Consider the following 18,590-nt stretch of genomic DNA (forward strand, 5'->3'; position numbering starts at 1 on the left):
CTAACCCTCCCTGAAATCGCCCCATAAGGCCTGCAGCGCCGCCAGCGCTGCCAGACCCGCCGTTTCCGTGCGCAAGACACGCGGCCCCAGGCGGACCGCCTGAAATCCTGCCTGCCTGGCCGCCATCACCTCCTGCGGATCGAGCCCCCCTTCGGCCCCGATCAGCAACTGAACCTGACCAACCGGCCGGATTGAGGCCAAGGTATCCTCGGCGTCCGGCGCCAGCATCAGGCGCAACTCACCATGGCTTGGTCTGGCCAGCCAGTGTTCCAGTTTTTCCAGGGGCGCCACCAGCGGCACCTGATTGCGCCCGCACTGCTCGCAGGCCGAAGCGGCAACGCCCTGCCAATGAGCCACCCGCTTGGCGGCCCGCTCCCCGGCCAGACGGATGACACTGCGCCGACTTTCGACCGGCACAATGTCGCGCACGCCCAGCTCGACGGCCTTCTGAATGGTGAAATCCATCTTGTCGCCAGCCTGCAAGGCCTGCACCAGCGTGATCGCCAAGCGGGATTCGCACTCTATTTCGCACCAGGCACCGAGCACTGCAAACACCCGATCACGCTCGATACGTTCGATATGTGCCGGATACTCGCCGCCACGTCCGTCGAAGAGCACCATCGGCGCCCCGGGTGGCAGGCGCAATACGCGCACCGCATGACGAGCCACCGGCTCGGGAAGTTCAATATGCGCCCCCGGCGAAAGGGCTTCTCGGCAGTAAAAACGGGGTGAATTCATCAGTGCTATTATGGGCGAAATGCCTTTTGGAGTGGAGAAACATGGTCGCTTTGAACCCTCCTGTGTGCGATTTCGGTCAACCGGCCGTCGATTTCGACCTGCCCGGTACCGATGGCCGACGCCACACGCTAGCCAACTGCCGGGGCCCAAAGGGTTTGCTGGTCATGTTCATCTGCAACCACTGTCCCTACGTCAAGGCAATCATCGACCGCCTGATCCGAGACTGCCGGGAACTTGCCAGCCACGGCATCGGCTGCGTCGCGATCATGAGCAACGACGTCACCGCCTACCCGGATGACGCACCGGAAAACATGAAACGCTGGGCCGAGGAACTGGCGTTTCCGTTTCCCTACCTCTACGACGAAACCCAGTCGGTAGCCCGCGCCTATGGCGCCGTCTGTACGCCCGATTTCTTCGGCTACAACAGCCAACTCGAACTGCAGTACCGTGGCCGGCTCGACGCCTCCGGGCGCGCCGCCGCGCCAGCCGATGCCCGCCGGGAACTGTTTGAGGCCATGAGCGACATTGCCCGCAGCGGGCGGGGACCAAGCCAGCAAACCGCCTCAATCGGCTGCTCAATAAAGTGGGATTTATAACAAACAATCACCAGAACTGGAAAAAACCACCCAAGCGATAGGCGCTCCCTGAGCTATCATTAAACATCGCACGATTGATTTACCATCCCATTGACATCAGCAGACGCATCCGCGCTACCCTCTGGCGATATCGGCCGCCAGCTAGCCTATTTGCAGGCAGTCGTCTCGAACATGCCGCAAGGCATCAGCGTCTTTGACGAGCAGTTACGCCTGCGTGTCTGGAACCAGGGTTTCATCAATGTATTGAACCTGCCGCCGGAAATCGTTTACGAAGGCGTTCACTTTTCAGAACTGGTCCGGGTACCGGCTCAACGGGGCGAATATGGCCCGGGCGAGCCCGAGGCCCACGTCGAGCGCATCACGGCGCTGGCCAACAAATTTGAAGCACACAGCTTCGAGCGGACTCGACCAAACGGAAACACTCACCTGGTTCAGGGTGAACCGCTATTCATTGACCAACAACTGGTCGGCTTCATTACAACCTACACCGACATTACCGACCGAAAAGCCGCTGAAACAGCACTCCGGACGCAGCACAATCAATTGCAGACAGTGATCGAAAGCATTCCCAGTGCGGTCAGCCTGTTTGATAGCGCTGGCAATCTCGTGCTGTTCAATACCGCATTTCCGCGCCTGCTGGATGTCCCGGCCGAACTCGCGAAGCCGGGCGTTTCGATGGAGACCCTGTTCCGCTTCAACGCCATGCGTGGGGAATACGGCCCCGGTGATCCGGAAAAGATCGTGGCCACCCTGATGGAGCGAGCCAAGAACCCGAGCCATCACTATTTTGAACGCACCCGACCAAACGGAAAGACCCTCGAAGTCCGCGGCGTTCCGCTGGCCGAAGGGGGATTTGTCACTGTTTACACCGACATATCCGAACGGCGCGCCAGCGCCGAACGCGAGCAACTGGCACAAAAAGTCTACAGCCATACGCCGGCCGGCATCATCTTCACCGACGACCAACACCGTATCCTGTCGATCAACCCGGCCACGACCGAGATGACGGGCTATGAGCCGTTTGAACTGATCGGCCAGACCGTGTTCGGCCTGATCAGTCTGGACGAAGGCATCTCGCAGAAAGACTTCCAGGAACAGATCTCCATGCGCGGCTCATGGAGCAGCGAACTCGAAGTCACCCAGAAAAACGGCAGCAACTTCCCTGCCGGCGCACGAATCAACCGCGTCGACGACCCGCAAAGCGGCCTGCCCGCCCATTACGTCTGGATTCTGGCCGACATTACCGAGCGCAAGCAGGCGGAAGACCGCATGCGGCATATCGCCCAGCATGATGCGCTGACCGGGCTGCCGAACCGCCTCGCGCTGCTGATGCGCCTTGCCCAGCTATTGCCGGAGGCGCGCCGACACGGCTGGACGGTGGCGGTCATGTTCATTGACCTCGACCGTTTCAAGATCATCAACGACACCCTGGGGCACCAGGTCGGTGACGAGATGTTGCGCGAAGTCGCCTGCCGCCTGTCGAACCTGCTCCGGGAAACTGATTTTGTTGCCCGCCTGGGGGGGGACGAGTTCGTCATCATCCTACCCAGCATCAGCTCCCCGGCCGACGCGGCCATTGTCTCCGGCAAGATCATCTCGGCGCTCTCCACGGCCATCGAAGCCGAAGGCCACGAATTGCACACCAGCCCGTCGATCGGTATCAGCATCTTTCCGGACGACGGTCCCGATGGCGATATCGTTCTCAAGAACGCCGACACCGCGATGTACCATGCCAAGGCAGCCGGCCGTAACAACTACCAGTTCTTCGCTGCGGACATGAACCGCACGGCGGCCGAGCGCCTGAACATCGAGCGCAAGCTGCGCCATGCCATCGCCCGCAACGAATTGAGCCTAGTCTTCCAGCCCCAGTTCCGTGCCGAGGACACCACCCCGACCGGTGTCGAGGCGCTGCTCCGCTGGCACCACCCGACCGACGGCATGATTTCCCCGGCCCGTTTCATTCCGGTGGCCGAGGAAACCGGCATGATCGTCGAAATCGGCGACTGGGTCCTGGCCACCGCCTGCCACGAGATGGCCCGCTGGATCAACGCCGGCCTGAAGCCACTGCGGATTGCCGTCAATGTCTCGGCCCGCCAGCTACGCCGCCGCGATTTTTGCGAAACCGTCGCCAACGCCCTGACGACCTCCGGCTTGCCGGCCGAACTGCTGGAACTCGAAATTACCGAAAGCTCGGTGATGGAGAATCCGCAGGAAGCCATCCACATTCTGGAGCGACTGGGCCGCATGGGCGTCACACTGGCCATCGACGATTTCGGCACCGGCTATTCCTCGTTGGCCTACCTGAAACTCTTCCCGATCGACCATCTGAAAATCGACCGTTCCTTCGTCGCCGATATCGAGCATGACCTGAACGACCGTGCCATCGCTTTCGGCACCATCGCACTGGCCCACTCCCTCGGCCTGAACGTCATTGCCGAAGGGGTCGAAACCGAAGACCAGCACGAACTGCTGCGCGCCAACGGCTGCGATGAAGTCCAGGGCTTCCTGTTCAGCAAGCCGCTGACCGGCGCCGCGGCATTCGCCTTCCTGCACGCCCGGGACACAGCAGAGTAAAATCCTGCTTTTGTCATTGATGCAGGAGTCCCCATGACACAGCAGCGCACGCTGGCTCGCTATCTCACCGAAGAACAACGCAACAAGGGCGTCATCACTGGCGACCTCAAGCTGCTGATTGAAGTCGTTTCCCGCGCCTGCCAGGCCATTTCCATTGCCATCGGCAAAGGTGGGCTGGGCGGCGTGCTCGGCGAAGCCGGCAGCGACAACGTGCAGGGCGAAGCGCAGAAGAAGCTCGACGTGCTATCCAACGACATCCTGCTCGACGCCAACGAATGGGGCGGTCACCTCGCCGCCATGGCCTCCGAGGAAATGGACCTGCCGCACCTGGTGCCGCACCGCTTCCCGAAGGGCGAATACCTGCTGACCTTCGACCCGCTCGACGGCTCCTCGAACATCGACGTCAATGTCTCGATCGGCACCATTTTCTCGGTGCTCAAATGCCCCGAAGGCGCCGACCTGAGCACCCCGGAGGCTGCGGAACAAGCCTTCCTGCAACCGGGCACTGCACAGGTGGCCGCCGGCTATGCCGTTTACGGCCCGACGACGCTGCTGGTGTTGACGGTTGGTGACGGCGTCGCGGTCTTTACCCTCGACCGCGAGCAGGGCCAGTTCATCCTGACCCTGGAAAATGTGCAGATTCCGGCCGACACCAAGGAATTCGCCATCAACATGTCCAACCAGCGCTTCTGGGAAGCCCCGGTCCAGCGCTACGTCGCGGAAATGCAGGTCGGCAAGGAAGGGCCGCTCGGCAAGGATTACAACATGCGCTGGGTCGCTTCAATGGTCGCCGACGTGCATCGCATCATGACCCGCGGCGGCATTTTCATGTACCCGATGGACAGCAAGATCAAGGGCCAGGGCGGCAAGCTGCGCCTGATGTACGAAGCCAACCCGATGGCCATGCTGATCGAGCAGGCTGGCGGCGCCGCAACCACCGGCCGCCAGCGCATCCTCGACATCCAGCCGGAAAAGTTGCACCAGCGGGTGCCGGTCATCCTCGGCTCGAAAAACGAAGTTGAGCGCGTCACTGGCTATCACAGCGCCTGACCTGCTACAGTTACCCATCGAACAATGTCATAGGACAACGTGATGAAAAAACTCAGCTTCGCACTGCTTCTCGCGGCCGGCACCATTCTCGCCGGTTGCAAGAGCAACGACTCCAAGCCGGAAGACACGGCAGCGGCCCCGGCGCCGGCCTCCGCCAGCGCAACCCAGCCTGCCGCCACACCGGCCAAGCCGGAGTGTCCGCCGGAACCAACAACGAAGAAGAAAACCAGCACCAAGTCCAAGACCGCGAAAAAGACTGACACACCACCCGCCGATTGCGAACCGGCCAAGCCAAAATCGGCCAGCACAGCCAAGACATCCGAACCTGCCAAGCCGGAAGCGGCGGCCACGGCCGTCACCGGCGGCACGGCCGGCAAGGCCTGCAACCCTTGCGCGATGAAATCGAAGGATGGCACTTTCGACGGCGAGGTTTACGGCACCATTCCACCGGGCAGCAAGTGGGCAAAACTGCAGATTGGCATGCATCAATCTGAAGTCGAGCGCATCCTCGGTGTCACGTCGAACATTCGCGCCTACGTCACGGCCAAGGCCTGGATTCCCTTCTATTTCGGTGGCGACAGCCATCGCTACGAAGCGGTCTATGCCGGCCAGGGCAGCGTTGCCTATACCGGCGGCAGCTGGGGCGGCGGACAAGGCATCCTGATGATGATCAATTACGACCCAAAAATTCAGTAAGCATGGCAAAACACAAGAACGGCAGGCCAACTTGGCCTGCCGTTTTGCCATATTGCCCTACCCAAGAAGGGGCATTTCCCGGATAATTTAGTCTTTTCAGCAGGCTGGATTTCCGGATCATGAGCGTCAGCAACCTCCCCAAGTTTTCTCCCCTGACCGGCGCCATCCGCGCCCTCGCCATGGATGCAGTCCAGCAGGCCAACTCCGGGCATCCCGGCGCCCCAATGGGCATGGCTGAAATCGCCGAAGTCCTCTGGCGCCGCCACCTGCGTCACAACCCGGCCAACCCGCACTGGGCCGACCGCGACCGCTTTGTGCTGTCGAACGGCCACGGCTCGATGCTGCTCTACGCGCTGCTGCACCTGACCGGCTACGATCTGTCGATCGATGACCTGAAGAATTTCCGCCAGTTGCACGCCAAGACCCCGGGCCATCCGGAATACGGCTACACGCCGGGCATTGAAACGACCACCGGCCCGCTCGGCCAGGGCATCACCAACGCCGTCGGCTTCGCGCTGGCTGAAAAGGTGCTGGCCGCCGAGTTCAACAAACCCGGCCACGAAATCGTCAATCACCACACCTATGTCTTCCTGGGCGACGGCTGCCTGATGGAAGGCGTGTCGCATGAAGCCTGCTCGCTGGCCGGCACGCTCGGCCTCGGCAAGCTGATCGCCTTCTGGGACGATAACGGCATCTCGATCGACGGTCACGTCGAAGGCTGGTTCACCGACGACACCCCGAAGCGCTTTGAAGCCTACGGCTGGCATGTCGTCGCCCACGTCGACGGCCATGATTCCGACGCCATAGAACGCGCCCTGCTCGCCGCCAAGGCAGTCACCGACAAGCCCAGCCTGATCTGCTGCAAGACGACCATCGGCGCCGGCTCGCCGAACAAGCAGGGATCGCACGACTGCCACGGCGCCCCGCTCGGCAAGGACGAAATCGCTGCCGCCCGCGCTTACATCGGCTGGAACCACCCGGCCTTCGAAATCCCGGCCGACATTTACGCCGCCTGGAATCGCAAGCCGGCCGGTGCTGTTTTTGAGGAAAACTGGAGCACCCGTTTCGCTGCCTACCGCACCGCCTTCCCGGCCGAAGCCGCCGAATTCGAGCGCCGCGTCATCAAGAACGAACTGCCAACCAACTGGGCAGCGACCAAGGCCGCCTACATCGCCACCTGCCGCGACAAGGCCGAGAACATCGCCACCCGAAAGGCTTCGCAGAACGCCATTGCCGCACTGGTCCCGGCCGTGCCGGAAATCTTCGGCGGCTCAGCCGACCTGGCCGGCTCCAACCTGACCTTCGTCAAGGGCAGCAAGGGCGTCACCCGCACCGAGGGCGGCAACTATTGCTACTACGGTGTGCGCGAATTCGGCATGACCGCCATCGCCAACGGCATCGCGCTGCATGGTGGCCTGGTGCCCTACACCGCGACTTTCCTGGTCTTCTCCGACTACGCCCGCAACGCCATCCGTATGGCGGCGTTGATGAAGCAGCGCCAGATCATGGTCTATACCCATGACTCCATCGGTCTCGGCGAAGATGGCCCGACGCACCAGCCGGTCGAGCATATCCCGTCGATGCGCATCATCCCGAACCTCGACGTCTGGCGCCCGGCCGACGCGACCGAAACGGCCATTGCCTGGACCGCAGCGGTCGAGCGCAAGGATGGCCCGAGCATCCTCGCCCTGTCGCGCCAGAACCTGCCGACCGTCACCCAGCAGGCGGCCGATGCCGACATCGCCAAGGGCGGCTATGTACTGGCCGAAGCGGATGGCGAAGCGCAGATCACCTTCATTGCCACCGGCTCCGAAATCAAGCTGGCGCTCGACGCCCAGGCTGCACTGGCCGGCGAAGGGATCAAGACCCGCGTCGTCTCGATGCCCTGCTCCAATGTTTTCGACCGCCAGAGCGCCGAATACAAAGCCTCGGTGCTCGGCGCCTGCAAAAAACGCATCGCCATCGAAGCCGCTCACCCGGACTTCTGGCGCAAGTACGTCGGCCTGCATGGCGCCGTGATCGGTATCGACCGCTTCGGCGAGTCCGCACCGGCCGGCCAGCTGTTCGACCTGTTCGGTTTCACCGTCGCCAACGTCGTCAAGACGGCCAAGGCACTGTTGTCCTGATTATCTAAAGAGGAGAAGTTCATGGCTATCAAGGTTGCAATCAACGGTTTCGGTCGTATCGGTCGCTGCACGCTGCGCGCCATTTACGAGCAGGGTCTGCAGAATGAATTCGACGTCGTCGCCATCAATGCCGCCGGCGATCTGGCGACCAACGCTCATCTGCTGAAGTACGACACCACGCACGGCCGTTTCCGTACCAGCGTCGAAACCGAAGGTGAAAACTGCATCATCATCGACGGCAAGAAGATCGCCTTCTACTCGACCAAGAACCCGAAGGACATCAACTGGGCCGACCACGGCGTTGATATCGTTCTCGAATGCACCGGCGCCTACACCTCCAAGGCCAAGGCCCTGCCGCTGCTCGAACAGGGCGCCAAGCGCGTACTGATCTCCGCCCCGGGCGGCGACGACGTCGATGCCACCATCGTCTATGGCGTGAACGAAGGCATCCTGAAGTCCGGCATGACCGTCGTTTCCAACGCTTCGTGCACGACCAACTGCCTGGCACCGGTCGCCAAGATCCTGTCCGACAGCATCGGCATCAAGCAAGGCCTGATGACCACCATCCACGCCTACACCAACGACCAGGTCACCGTCGACGTTCGCCACAAGGATCTGCGCCGCGCCCGTGCCGCTGCGGCCAACATCATCCCGACCAAGACCGGTGCTGCCAAGGCCGTCGGCCTGGTATTGCCGCAACTGGTCGGCAAGGTCGATGGTTTCGCCCTGCGCGTGCCGACCATCAACGTCTCGCTGGTCGACCTGACCTTCACCGCCGGCCGCGCCACCACCAAGGACGAAATCAACGCCCTGATGACCGCTGCCGCCAACGGCCCGCTGAAGGGTGTGATGGACGTCAACAACGAGCCGCTGGTCTCGTCCGACTTCAACCACACCACCGTTTCTTCCACCTTCGATGCGACGCAGACGCGCGTCATCCAGGGTGAAGACGGCAGCACGCTGGTCAAGGTCCTGGCTTGGTATGACAACGAGTGGGGTTACTCCTGCCGCATGCTGGACGCTGCCCGCGCCTGGATGGCCGCCAAGTAATTGGCCTGGTATGAAAAGGGGCCGCAAGGCCCCTTTTGTTTCACCCTAGCGGAAAGCTTTGCCCTTCAACGTGCCCAATACTGCCCCACTGCGTCTTGCCATCAACGGTTATGGCCGTATCGGTCGCTGTTTCCTGCGTGCACTACTGGAGTCCTCGGTCGCACATAAGCTTCAGGTCGTCGCCATCAATGAGCCGGCCAACCTGGAGAGCATGGCCTACCTGACCCGCTTCGATTCGACGCACGGCCGCTTTCCCGGCAATGTCGAGATCACCGGCGACAAACTGCTGATTGATGACCAGCCCATTCGCGTCAGTCACGCCCGGACCCCGGAAGAAGTGGACTGGAGCAACATCGATCTGGTCGTCGAGTGCTCAGGCATCTACGGCCGGCGCCCGGAACTGACCCGTTTTCTCGATGCTGGTTGCCCGCGTCTGCTGCTGTCCCACCCGGGTCTCAGCGCTGACGATGTCGATGCCACCATTGTCACCGGCATCAACCAGCAGTCGCTGACCGGCAAGGAGCGGCTGGTTTCGGCCGCCTCCTGCACGACCAATGCCATCGTGCCGCTGCTCGACCTGATCGATCGCGAGATCGGCATCGAACAGGCCATGCTGACCACGCTGCATTCGGTCATGAACGACCAGCCGCTGATCGACGGCTATCATCACGATGACCTGCGGCGCACCCGTTCCGCCATGCAGTCGATCATCCCGGTATCGACCGGCCTGGCCCGTGGCGTCGAACGCCTGTTGCCGCAACTGGCCGGCCGCGTCCAGGCCAAGGCGATCCGCGTGCCGACGACCAATGTCTCGGCCATCGACCTGACGATCAATACCCAGCGCCCGATGTCGGCGCACAGTATCAATACCCTGCTGGCCAACGCTGCCCATGGCCCGCTGAAGAAACTGGTCGCCTATTCCGAGGCCGCCCACGCCTCGATCGATTTCAATCACGACCCGCATTCGGCCATCGTCGATGGCAGCCAGACGCGGACCAGCGGCACGCACCTGGTCAACCTGTTCGTCTGGTTCGACAACGAATGGGGCTTCGCCAACCGCATGCTCGAGGTCGCCGACCATTGGTCGCGGCTTTGGCCAACGCGGTAGCCACAGAATCGCACTTAATCAAAACCAAGGAGATAGACATGAACGTTATCAAGCTGACCGACCTCGATGTTTCCGGCAAGCGTGTTTTCATCCGCGCCGACCTCAATGTGCCGCAGGACGAAGCCGGCAACATCACCGAGGACACCCGCATCCGCGCCTCGCTGCCGTCGATCAAGTACTGCCTGGAAAAAGGCGCCGCCGTCATGGTCACCTCCCACCTCGGCCGGCCGACCGAAGGCGAACTGAATCACGAAGACAGCCTGATGCCGGTCGCCGTGCGTCTCGGCCAGATGCTGCATACCTCCGTCCGCCTGATCACCGACTGGGTCGATGGCGGCTTTGAAGTCAAGCCGGGCGAAGTCGTCCTGCTCGAAAACTGCCGCGTCAACAAGGGCGAGAAGAAGAACAATGACGAACTGGCCCAGAAGATGGCCAAGCTGTGCGACATCTACGTCAATGACGCCTTCGGTACCGCCCACCGTGCCGAAGCCACCACCCACGGCATCGCCAAGTACGCCCCGGTCGCCTGTGCCGGCATGCTGATGGGCGCTGAAATCGATGCGCTGTCCAAGGCACTGCATGAGCCTAAACGTCCGTTGGTCGCCATCGTCGGCGGCTCCAAGGTGTCGTCCAAGCTGACCATCCTCAAGTCGCTGGCCAGCAAGGTCGACCAGTTGATCGTCGGTGGCGGCATCGCCAACACTTTCCTGCTTGCCGACGGCAAGCGGATTGGCCACTCGCTGGCCGAGCCGGATCTGGTCAAGGAAGCCCACACCATCATGGACATCATGAAGGAACGCGGCGCCGAAGTCCCCCTGCCAACCGACGTCGTCGTCGCCGACGAAGTCTCGGCCCTGGCCCGCGCCAACAAGATTTCGGTCGATGACGTACACGCCAACGACCGCATCCTCGACGTCGGTCCGAAGACCGCCGCCAAGTTTGCCGAAATCATCGCCAATGCCGGCACCATCGTCTGGAACGGCCCGGTCGGCGTTTTCGAATTGCCGCAATTTGCCGGCGGCACCAAGATGATGGCCTCCGCCATCGCCCACTCCGAGGCTTTCTCGATTGCCGGCGGCGGTGACACGCTGGCTGCCATCGCCAAGTTCCATATCGCCGACGATGTTGGCTATATCTCGACGGGCGGCGGCGCCTTCCTGGAGTTCCTCGAAGGCAAGACCCTGCCGGCCATCGCCATCCTCGAAGAACGCGCCGCATAACAAGCTGGGAATTCAGGTCGACAGTGAGAGTCCAACTGTCGACTTGAAAAACAACCAAAAAAACCAAATAACAATCAGGGATAGAGAAGACATGTTGCGCCATACCAAGATCGTTGCCACGCTGGGCCCCGCCTCTTCAACGCCGGAAGTTCTCGACCGCATGGTGCTGGCGGGCATCGATGTGGTGCGCATGAATTTCTCGCACGGCACGGCCGACGATCACCGGGCGCGCGCCGAGGGCATCCGTGCGGCAGCAGCCAGACACGGTCGCACTATCGGCATCCTGGGTGACCTGCAAGGTCCGAAGATTCGCGTCGGCAAGTTCGAGGCAGGCAAGATCACCCTCGTTCCCGGTGAAAAATTCATTCTCGATGCCCAGTGCCCGCTCGGCAATCAGGAGCGTGTCGGCCTTGATTACAAGGATCTGCCGAAGGATGTGGTCAATGGCGACATTCTGCTGCTCGACGACGGCCGCCTGAAACTCGAAGTGACCGGCGTTCGCGGTCATGAGATTTACACCCGCATCATCGTCGGCGGCGACCTGTCGAACAACAAGGGCATCAACCGCCAGGGTGGCGGCCTGACTGCACCGGCACTGACCGGCAAGGACATGGACGACATCAAGACGGCCGCCGACATCGGCGTCGATTTCGTCGCTGTCTCCTTCCCGAAGAGCGCCGCCGACATGTATATGGCGCGCCAGTTGCTGCGCGCTGCCGGCAGCACCGCCGTGCTGATCGCCAAGATCGAGCGCGTCGAAGCGATCACCAATCTGGCTGAAATCCTCGATGCCTCCGACGGCATCATGGTCGCCCGCGGCGACCTCGCCGTCGAAGTCGGTGACGCCTCGGTGCCGGCGCTGCAAAAGAAGATGATCCGCATGGCGCGGGACAGGAACAAGCTGACCATCACCGCCACCCAGATGATGGAGTCGATGATTACCTCGCCGGTGCCAACCCGCGCCGAAGTCTCCGACGTCGCCAATGCCGTGCTCGACGGCACCGACGCCGTGATGCTGTCGGCCGAAACGGCGAGCGGCAAGTATCCGGTCGAAACCGTCGAATCGATGGCCCGCATCTGCGTTGAAGCCGAACGCTCGGCCGAAGTCACGCTCGACCGCGAATTCCTCGACCGCATCTTCACCCGCATCGACCAGTCGATCGCCATGGCCGCCATCTGGACGGCGCATCACCTCAAGGTGAAGGCCATCGCTGCACTGACCCAGTCCGGCTCGACGGCCTTGTGGATGAGCCGGATGAACTCCGGCGTGCCCATCTACGCACTGACCCCGGATGCCGAATCGGTCGGCCGCATGGTGCTCTTTCGCGGCGTCTGCCCGCTGCCGATGAAGCAGCAGCACACCGACCGCGACCGCCTGTTGGCTGAAGCCGAGCAACTGTTGATCGATCGCGGTGTCGTAGAAAAGGGCGACCTGATCGCCCTGACCATCGGTGAACCAATCGGCACCACCGGCGGCACCAATACCCTTAAGATCGTCCGGGTGGGCGAGCACCAACTCGACTAGGCGAGTAAAATATAAAAATCAGCTAAACACGTTAACGAACAGGAGTCACCATGCCGCTCGTATCCATGCGCCAACTGCTCGACCACGCCGCCGAAAACGGCTACGGTCTGCCCGCTTTCAACGTCAACAACATGGAACAGGTCTGGGCCATCATGGAAGCGGCCGCCCAGGTCGACGCCCCGGTCATCATGCAAGCTTCGGCTGGCGCCCGCAAATACGCCGGCGAGCCCTTCCTGCGCCACCAGATCCTGGCCGCGCTCGAAGCCTACCCCAACATTCCCATCGTCATGCACCAGGACCACGGCCAGAGCCCATCCGTCTGCATGGGCGCCATCCGTTCCGGTTTCTCGTCTGTGATGATGGACGGTTCGCTGCTGGCCGACGGCAAGAGCGTCGCCAGTTATGAATACAACGTTGAAGTGACCCGCAAGGTGACCGAATTCGCCCACGCCATCGGCGTGTCCGTCGAGGGCGAACTGGGTGTGCTCGGCTCGCTGGAAACCATGAAGGCCGACAAGGAAGACGGCCACGGCGCCGAAGGCCACATGACCCGCGAAGACCTGCTGACCGACGTCGAGCAGGCCGCCGACTTCGTCAAGCAGACCAACTGCGACGCGCTGGCCATCGCCATCGGTACCAGCCACGGCGCCTACAAGTTCACCAAGAAGCCGACCGGCGACATCCTCGCCATCGACCGCATCGCCGAAATCCACGCCCGTATCCCGAACACCCACCTGGTCATGCACGGTTCGTCTTCCGTGCCGCAGGAACTGCTGGCTGAAATCCGCGAATTCGGCGGCGACATGAAGGAAACCTACGGCGTGCCGGTCGAGGAAATCGTCAAGGGCATCAAGCACGGCGTGCGCAAGGTCAATATCGATACCGACATCCGCCTGGCCATGACCGGCGCCATCCGCCGTTACCTGGCCGAGCATCCGGACAAGTTCGACCCGCGCGACTACCTGAAGCCGGCCCGCGAAGCTGCCAAGAAAATCTGCCTGGCCCGCTTTGAAGCCTTCGGTACCGCCGGCAACGCCAGCAAGATCAAGGCGATCGGCCTCGACAAGATGGCCGAACGTTACGCCAAGGGCGAGCTGAACCAGATCGTCAAATAAGCCGGCTTTTCCGGCTGACCGCAGCACTACCGCCGGAGGCTATCCGGCGGTGAGTCTGCAGGTGCGCACCGATCAACGCACCTGAATCTCGACACGCCGATTGAGCGGCTCGGCGACTTCATCGGCTGTTTTGACCAGGGGCTCGCGTTCGCCACGGCCACTGACCTTGATCGACCCGGCATCGACACCGAGGTGCTCCAGTTCCGCCTGCATGGCCTTGGCTCTGGCCTCGGCCAGACGATCATTGGACTCCTGCGAACCGACCGTGTCGGTATGACCGATGACCACGATATCAGTCACCTTGCGTTTCTTGATTTCGTCGAAAACACCGTCCAGTTCTTTTTTCGAATCCGCGGTCAACTCGCTGGTCCCTTCGAGGAAATACAGCATGAATTTCTTTGGGGGCTGGGGAGTCGCCGCCAGGGAGCCGCCCCAAATGGCCTTAACCTCGTCGGCCTCTGCCCGCCGCTGGCCAATCCCCCAGAAACCGGAGGTCGACAAGGCATTGGGTTGATCAAGGGTGAGCGGCGGCGATTGCCTGGGCTTAACCAGCAGCCTGCCGCTTTGCCCGGACGCATCGGGCAGCAAGACGTAGCGCTCTTGTGCGCAAGCGGCAAGGAACAGAGTACTGAAAAGCAAGGTGAGCAGTTTCATGCTTATCTCCCGTCCACGCTGATGGCAAAGCTGCCAGGCTTGCCGGGCCGCAATTCGGCATCAGGCGTCGTCAAATGCATGGCCTCGGCGGACTGGCTGACGATATTGCCGGTCGTCACCGAGACGGTGCCGCGATTGACGACGGCATCGAAGGCACCGATGTAGGTGGTCGGGTCGTAGGAATAGCGACGAAGAACGACCTCACTGTTGGCGCCCAGCGCAAGCATGGAGTTATCGTTGAAGGTCATGCCCACGGCGCTGTCAGCGCTGGTAACGATAATATCGTTTTCCTTCAGGCGCTTGCCGAGTTCCCCGGGGAGGCTTCGGTTATCGCGATAAATAACGACATCGCCCTGCGTAACCTTGATCTGAGCGACCCAGTCGTCGGCAGCGGCACCGACGGGGCTGGTGGCGACGAGCAGCGCCGACCAAACCAGCAATTGAGGAAAAACCTTCTGCATATCGGCTCCTTACGCAAAAAACAGGACAGTTAACGGCAAATCAATCACCAGGCTTGGGCAGTCCGGGACACTGCCTGGCATACGGGATATCCGGTGACACCAGACGCTGCCATTCGCTATCGCTCATGTTGCGGCCGAGTTTGGCGCACAGGCGTTCAGCCCATGACTCGAGTACTGGCCAGCGACGCAGGCTCGAATCGCCACTGACCGAAGCCACCTGTCGGCCATCCGGGCTGAAGGTCACACCAAAAATGACATCACTGTGCCCCTCCAGCGGGGCACCGACCGGCGTGCCGGTCCGGACATCCCACAGGCGCAATGTCTGGTCCTTGCTTCCCGAAACGACGTATCGGCCATCCGGACTGAAGGCGACGCTGTTGACGTAATGAGTGTGCCCGGTCAGCGGCTTGCCGATCGGCGCACCGCTGTTCGCATCCCAGAGGCGCAGGCTCATATCGTCGCTGGCTGAAACGATAAGCCGCCCGTCCCGACTGAAGGCGACGCTGTTGACCGCTTTTAGGTGCCCAACGAGCGGTTTGCCAATCGGCTTCCCGGTGGCCGTATCCCACAGGCGCAACTTGCCATCCTCGCTGGCCGAAACGATACGTCGCCCATCCCGGCTAAAAGCGACACTGCTGACGCTTCCGCCCTCTCCGCTCATTGGACTGCCGATCGGGGCGCCGCTGCCGGCATTCCATTGGCGCAGCGTGCCATCCGCGCTGCCGGATACGAGGCGCGCGCCATCTGGACTAAAAGCCACACCGTAGACGGTGCCAAGGTGTCCCTGCAGCGGGGGAACAAGGAGCGCGCCGGTGGCAGCATCCCACAAGCGCACACTCATGTCGCTGCTGCCCGAGGCGATGCGCTTGCTATCCGGGCTGACCGCCACGCTGTAGACAGCCTCCCGATGTCCGGAAAATGGCTTGCCAGTGGTCTTTCCGGTCGTCAAATCCAGGACGTGGACGTCCTGGTCCTCCCCCGCCCAAACGAGCCGAGTGCCATCGGGACTGAAGGCAACGCTCTTGAGCGCCTTGTCGGAGCCGTTGAGTACGACACTCGTCGGATCATCGGCGGCAACCGTCCACAAGCGCAGGGTCTTGTCGTAACTGCCCGAGACCACCCGTTCTCCATCGCGGCTGAAGAGAACGCCGGTGATTTCATCCGTATGTCCACGCAGGCTGTCGCCGGCCGGCTTCTGGGTTTCGGTTTCCCACAGGCGAACCGTGTAGTCGCCACTCCCTGAAACGATGTAGCGCCCATCCGGGCTGAAGGCGACCCCGAGAATGGCCTTGCGATGTCGCTTGAGTGGGTCGCCGATAGGTTTTCCTGTCCTGGCATCCCATAGACGCAGGGTGGCGTCGCTGCTGCCTGAAACGATACGCAGGCCATTCGGGCTATAGGCGACGCTATATACCGCTTCCGTGTGCCCCTTCAACACTTCACCGGAAGGTTGGCCGGAGCTGACATTCCACAAGCGCAGCGTCTTGTCATCTCCGCCGGAAACAATGTGCTGACCATCCGGGCTGAAGGCGACGGCGCAAACCCGTTGGCTATGCCCCTTGAGCGGCTCACCCAGCATTTGCCCGGTAGCGGCATCCCACAGGCGCAAGTTACCGTCCAGGCCACCCGCGACGATGCGCTGTCCGAGGGGGCTGAAGGCGACACTACAGACCGCGCTGTCACTTTGCAGCGGCTTGCCAAGCGGATTACCCGTGCCGGCCTCCCACAGGCGCAGGGTGTGGTCCCGACTGGCCGAAACGATCGCCTTGCCGTCCGGGCTGAAGGCGACACTGTTGACGTACGACGAGTGCCCGATCAGCGGCTTGCCGATAGGGGCTCCCGATGCGGCCTCCCATAGCTGCAGGCTACCGTTGCGGCTCCCCGTGACAATACGCAGGCCGTCCGGACTCAAGTCCAGGGTGGTGATGGCTTCGTCACTTTCGCTCAGGTGGAGCAATCTGGCACTGCGCATGAATTCGGCCCGCAACGCGCCCAGAGCCCCCGGTGAGGCTTGCGGATAGGCCTCATCGGACAGGCGGTGAGCCGCCAGCAACTGCAGTATGCCGAGGATGGAGCCGCCACTCTGCGCGCCGGTCGTCATCGCCTGCCCTTCGGCAACCAGGCGGCGGATACTGGCTTCCTCCGCCGACCTTTTGGCCTTGCCTTCAGCGGCCCGTGCCAATGCCGACTGCTCGCGGGCGAACCAGGCGGACGCCCCGGCCAAACAGAGAAGGACAACCAGGGCGGCAACGACGAACTTCAGTATTCCTTGCAAGCGCCTTTGGGATGAAGCATCTTTTTCGGCGCGCAGGCGGGCGCGGGTTTCGCTCTCCCGCGCCTTGCTTTCGAGATCGGCACGAACATTCGCTTCCTTGGCGGCCGCCTCACGGCGCGCCTCGTCCAGCCGACGCTGCTGCGCGGCCACGCTTTCCCGATTCCGGCGCCGTTGGCGAGCGACGGCGGCCAGGCGGTCATGGACGAGCTCGATGCGGTCGCCTTCGGTGAATGGCTGGCGACGCAGCAGCCGGCGCTCGATCAGGGTGTCGATATCCGCCTTGGTGATACCGGGATTCTGCAGGATGGACTTGAGTGGATAGAACAGACGAACACCGTCCGGAGTGATCAACTCGTCTTCGACAAAAGCGATGGCCGCCGGTGCAACATCCAGAGTCGCGTCATCGTAAAACCGCTCCATGATTCGACCGCCACTCTGTTCCAGGTTGGAGGCGTCGAGGTGTGCAGCCCCTGCCTTCTGGCGTTCGAGGTTGAGGCCGGAACACAACAGGCTGAGGAGTGCCGGCTCGATACTGACCTCGGCCGATTCGCCGCTCGCCATGCCAACGGCCGGGCCTTCCTGCTGGCTGGAGACGAATCGTACGATGCGATCGGCGTCTTGCGGCGAGACCAGATCACCGCCAGTCAGTCGTATGGCGTCAAGCGCCTGAGCTTCCTGCATGGGCAGCAAGCGGTAGCGATTGGGGCCGAGGCGGGGAATCCGGTCGCACCAGCGCTCCAGGTTCGGCAGATAGTCCTCGCGCAGCGAGAAGACGACGCGGTAGGGCTGAACGTCCAGACGTAATTCATCGAGGAGATCCTCATCGACACTGATCGCGTTTTCCAGCGCGCGGGGGATGCGGTTTTCGACGAGGTCACCGAGTGCGCCAAAATCAAGCCTCTGGCGCTCGCTATCCTGGCCGCCGAGGGTAAATATTTCCTCAAACTGGTCGAGAACGAAAACCACCTGCCAGGTTTGACCATGGGCATCGCGCAAACCGACCGGATTGGTATGCAAGTCGAGCCACAAGCGGTCTTCTGGCTTTTCCAGTTGCGGCGCAAATTGTGGGTTGCCCGGCATCGTCAGGCCGTAAGCCGTACATTCCTTGTGCAGGCAGGTCCGAATCTGGGCTGCGGCCGTTGGCGAAGCGCTACCATGTTCGAGGCGGACCAGCACGGGCAGCAAGCCAGACTTGCGCAGCCGGGGGAAAAGCCCGGCCTGGAGCAGTGAGGTCTTGCCGAGTCCGGACTTGCCAAAGAGCACCGTCGCCACTCCCGCCAGGACACAACGCTGGAGTGCAGCACTATCGTCATCCCGTCCATTGAAGAAGGCTTCAGCCTTTTCGGTGAACGGGTCCAGCCAAGGCCAGGGATTGTTGCGGTCAATGACCGGGGGCGCCATG

The 18,590-nt window shown here is 62.1% G+C and carries 14 protein-coding genes; 10 read left to right on the forward strand and 4 right to left on the reverse strand.

Features of this window, described 5'->3' with window-relative positions; translation table 11 throughout:
* Positions 1-738: a 16S rRNA (uracil(1498)-N(3))-methyltransferase gene (locus DARO_RS18295; protein WP_011289311.1), complete on the reverse strand. Its 738-nt coding sequence runs from the start codon at positions 736-738 to the stop codon at positions 1-3.
* Positions 739-779: 41 nt separating this feature from the next.
* Between DARO_RS18295 and DARO_RS18300 the strand changes: the two genes are divergently transcribed.
* From DARO_RS18300 to fba, 10 genes are all read left to right on the forward strand, one after another.
* The gene (locus tag DARO_RS18300; protein WP_011289312.1) at positions 780-1,334 is read left to right on the forward strand and encodes a thioredoxin family protein; all 555 of its coding nucleotides are present in this window, start codon (positions 780-782) and stop codon (positions 1,332-1,334) included.
* 90 nt (positions 1,335-1,424) lie between these two features.
* Positions 1,425-3,908, forward strand: coding sequence for an EAL domain-containing protein (locus tag DARO_RS18305; protein ID WP_011289313.1), 2,484 nt, complete (start codon positions 1,425-1,427; stop codon positions 3,906-3,908).
* Between the two features lie 33 nt (positions 3,909-3,941).
* Positions 3,942-4,958: a class 1 fructose-bisphosphatase gene (locus tag DARO_RS18310; protein WP_011289314.1), complete on the forward strand. Its 1,017-nt coding sequence runs from the start codon at positions 3,942-3,944 to the stop codon at positions 4,956-4,958.
* A gap of 42 nt (positions 4,959-5,000) precedes the next feature.
* A complete protein-coding gene (locus DARO_RS21970) occupies positions 5,001-5,654 on the forward strand; it encodes a hypothetical protein (protein ID WP_011289315.1) in 654 nt (217 codons plus the stop codon).
* Positions 5,655-5,773: 119 nt separating this feature from the next.
* Positions 5,774-7,780 carry a transketolase gene (gene tkt, locus DARO_RS18320; protein ID WP_011289316.1) on the forward strand — a complete coding sequence of 669 codons (2,007 nt, stop codon included), beginning with the start codon at positions 5,774-5,776 and terminating at the stop codon, positions 7,778-7,780.
* A 21-nt stretch (positions 7,781-7,801) separates the two neighbouring features.
* Entirely contained in the window at positions 7,802-8,830 is a 1,029-nt protein-coding gene (gap, locus tag DARO_RS18325; protein WP_011289317.1) for a type I glyceraldehyde-3-phosphate dehydrogenase, read from the forward strand.
* 70 nt (positions 8,831-8,900) lie between these two features.
* Complete coding sequence (locus DARO_RS18330; protein ID WP_497462998.1) at positions 8,901-9,938, forward strand: type I glyceraldehyde-3-phosphate dehydrogenase; 1,038 nt, start codon at positions 8,901-8,903, stop codon at positions 9,936-9,938.
* Positions 9,939-9,976: 38 nt separating this feature from the next.
* The gene (locus DARO_RS18335) at positions 9,977-11,158 is read left to right on the forward strand and encodes a phosphoglycerate kinase (protein WP_011289319.1); all 1,182 of its coding nucleotides are present in this window, start codon (positions 9,977-9,979) and stop codon (positions 11,156-11,158) included.
* A gap of 91 nt (positions 11,159-11,249) precedes the next feature.
* Entirely contained in the window at positions 11,250-12,683 is a 1,434-nt protein-coding gene (gene pyk, locus DARO_RS18340; protein WP_011289320.1) for a pyruvate kinase, read from the forward strand.
* 50 nt (positions 12,684-12,733) lie between these two features.
* Entirely contained in the window at positions 12,734-13,798 is a 1,065-nt protein-coding gene (gene fba, locus DARO_RS18345; protein ID WP_011289321.1) for a class II fructose-bisphosphate aldolase, read from the forward strand.
* Positions 13,799-13,870: 72 nt separating this feature from the next.
* Here fba and DARO_RS18350 read toward each other — a convergent pair whose 3' ends face one another.
* From DARO_RS18350 to DARO_RS21980, 3 genes are read right to left on the reverse strand one after another with little or no spacing between them, the layout of a single operon-like run.
* Positions 13,871-14,452 carry an OmpA family protein gene (locus tag DARO_RS18350; RefSeq protein WP_011289322.1) on the reverse strand — a complete coding sequence of 194 codons (582 nt, stop codon included), beginning with the start codon at positions 14,450-14,452 and terminating at the stop codon, positions 13,871-13,873.
* Between the two features lie 2 nt (positions 14,453-14,454).
* Complete coding sequence (locus DARO_RS21975; RefSeq protein ID WP_011289323.1) at positions 14,455-14,913, reverse strand: hypothetical protein; 459 nt, start codon at positions 14,911-14,913, stop codon at positions 14,455-14,457.
* A 40-nt stretch (positions 14,914-14,953) separates the two neighbouring features.
* Positions 14,954-18,589: a WD40 repeat domain-containing protein gene (locus DARO_RS21980; RefSeq protein ID WP_011289324.1), complete on the reverse strand. Its 3,636-nt coding sequence runs from the start codon at positions 18,587-18,589 to the stop codon at positions 14,954-14,956.
* Position 18,590 lies beyond the last annotated feature (1 nt).

It is taken from the genome of Dechloromonas aromatica RCB, assembly GCF_000012425.1.

Excerpts from the sequence above, each read along its gene's own strand:
- DARO_RS18295 (WP_011289311.1), bottom strand. The coding sequence starts at position 738 with ATGAATTCACCCCGTTTTTACTGCCGAGAAGCCCTTTCGCCGGGGGCG.
- DARO_RS18300 (WP_011289312.1), top strand. The coding sequence starts at position 780 with ATGGTCGCTTTGAACCCTCCTGTGTGCGATTTCGGTCAACCGGCCGTC.
- DARO_RS18310 (WP_011289314.1), top strand. The coding sequence starts at position 3,942 with ATGACACAGCAGCGCACGCTGGCTCGCTATCTCACCGAAGAACAACGC.
- DARO_RS21970 (WP_011289315.1), top strand. The coding sequence starts at position 5,001 with ATGAAAAAACTCAGCTTCGCACTGCTTCTCGCGGCCGGCACCATTCTC.
- tkt (WP_011289316.1), top strand. The coding sequence starts at position 5,774 with ATGAGCGTCAGCAACCTCCCCAAGTTTTCTCCCCTGACCGGCGCCATC.
- gap (WP_011289317.1), top strand. The coding sequence starts at position 7,802 with ATGGCTATCAAGGTTGCAATCAACGGTTTCGGTCGTATCGGTCGCTGC.
- DARO_RS18335 (WP_011289319.1), top strand. The coding sequence starts at position 9,977 with ATGAACGTTATCAAGCTGACCGACCTCGATGTTTCCGGCAAGCGTGTT.
- pyk (WP_011289320.1), top strand. The coding sequence starts at position 11,250 with ATGTTGCGCCATACCAAGATCGTTGCCACGCTGGGCCCCGCCTCTTCA.
- fba (WP_011289321.1), top strand. The coding sequence starts at position 12,734 with ATGCCGCTCGTATCCATGCGCCAACTGCTCGACCACGCCGCCGAAAAC.
- DARO_RS18350 (WP_011289322.1), bottom strand. The coding sequence starts at position 14,452 with ATGAAACTGCTCACCTTGCTTTTCAGTACTCTGTTCCTTGCCGCTTGC.
- DARO_RS21975 (WP_011289323.1), bottom strand. The coding sequence starts at position 14,913 with ATGCAGAAGGTTTTTCCTCAATTGCTGGTTTGGTCGGCGCTGCTCGTC.
- DARO_RS21980 (WP_011289324.1), bottom strand. The coding sequence starts at position 18,589 with ATGGCGCCCCCGGTCATTGACCGCAACAATCCCTGGCCTTGGCTGGAC.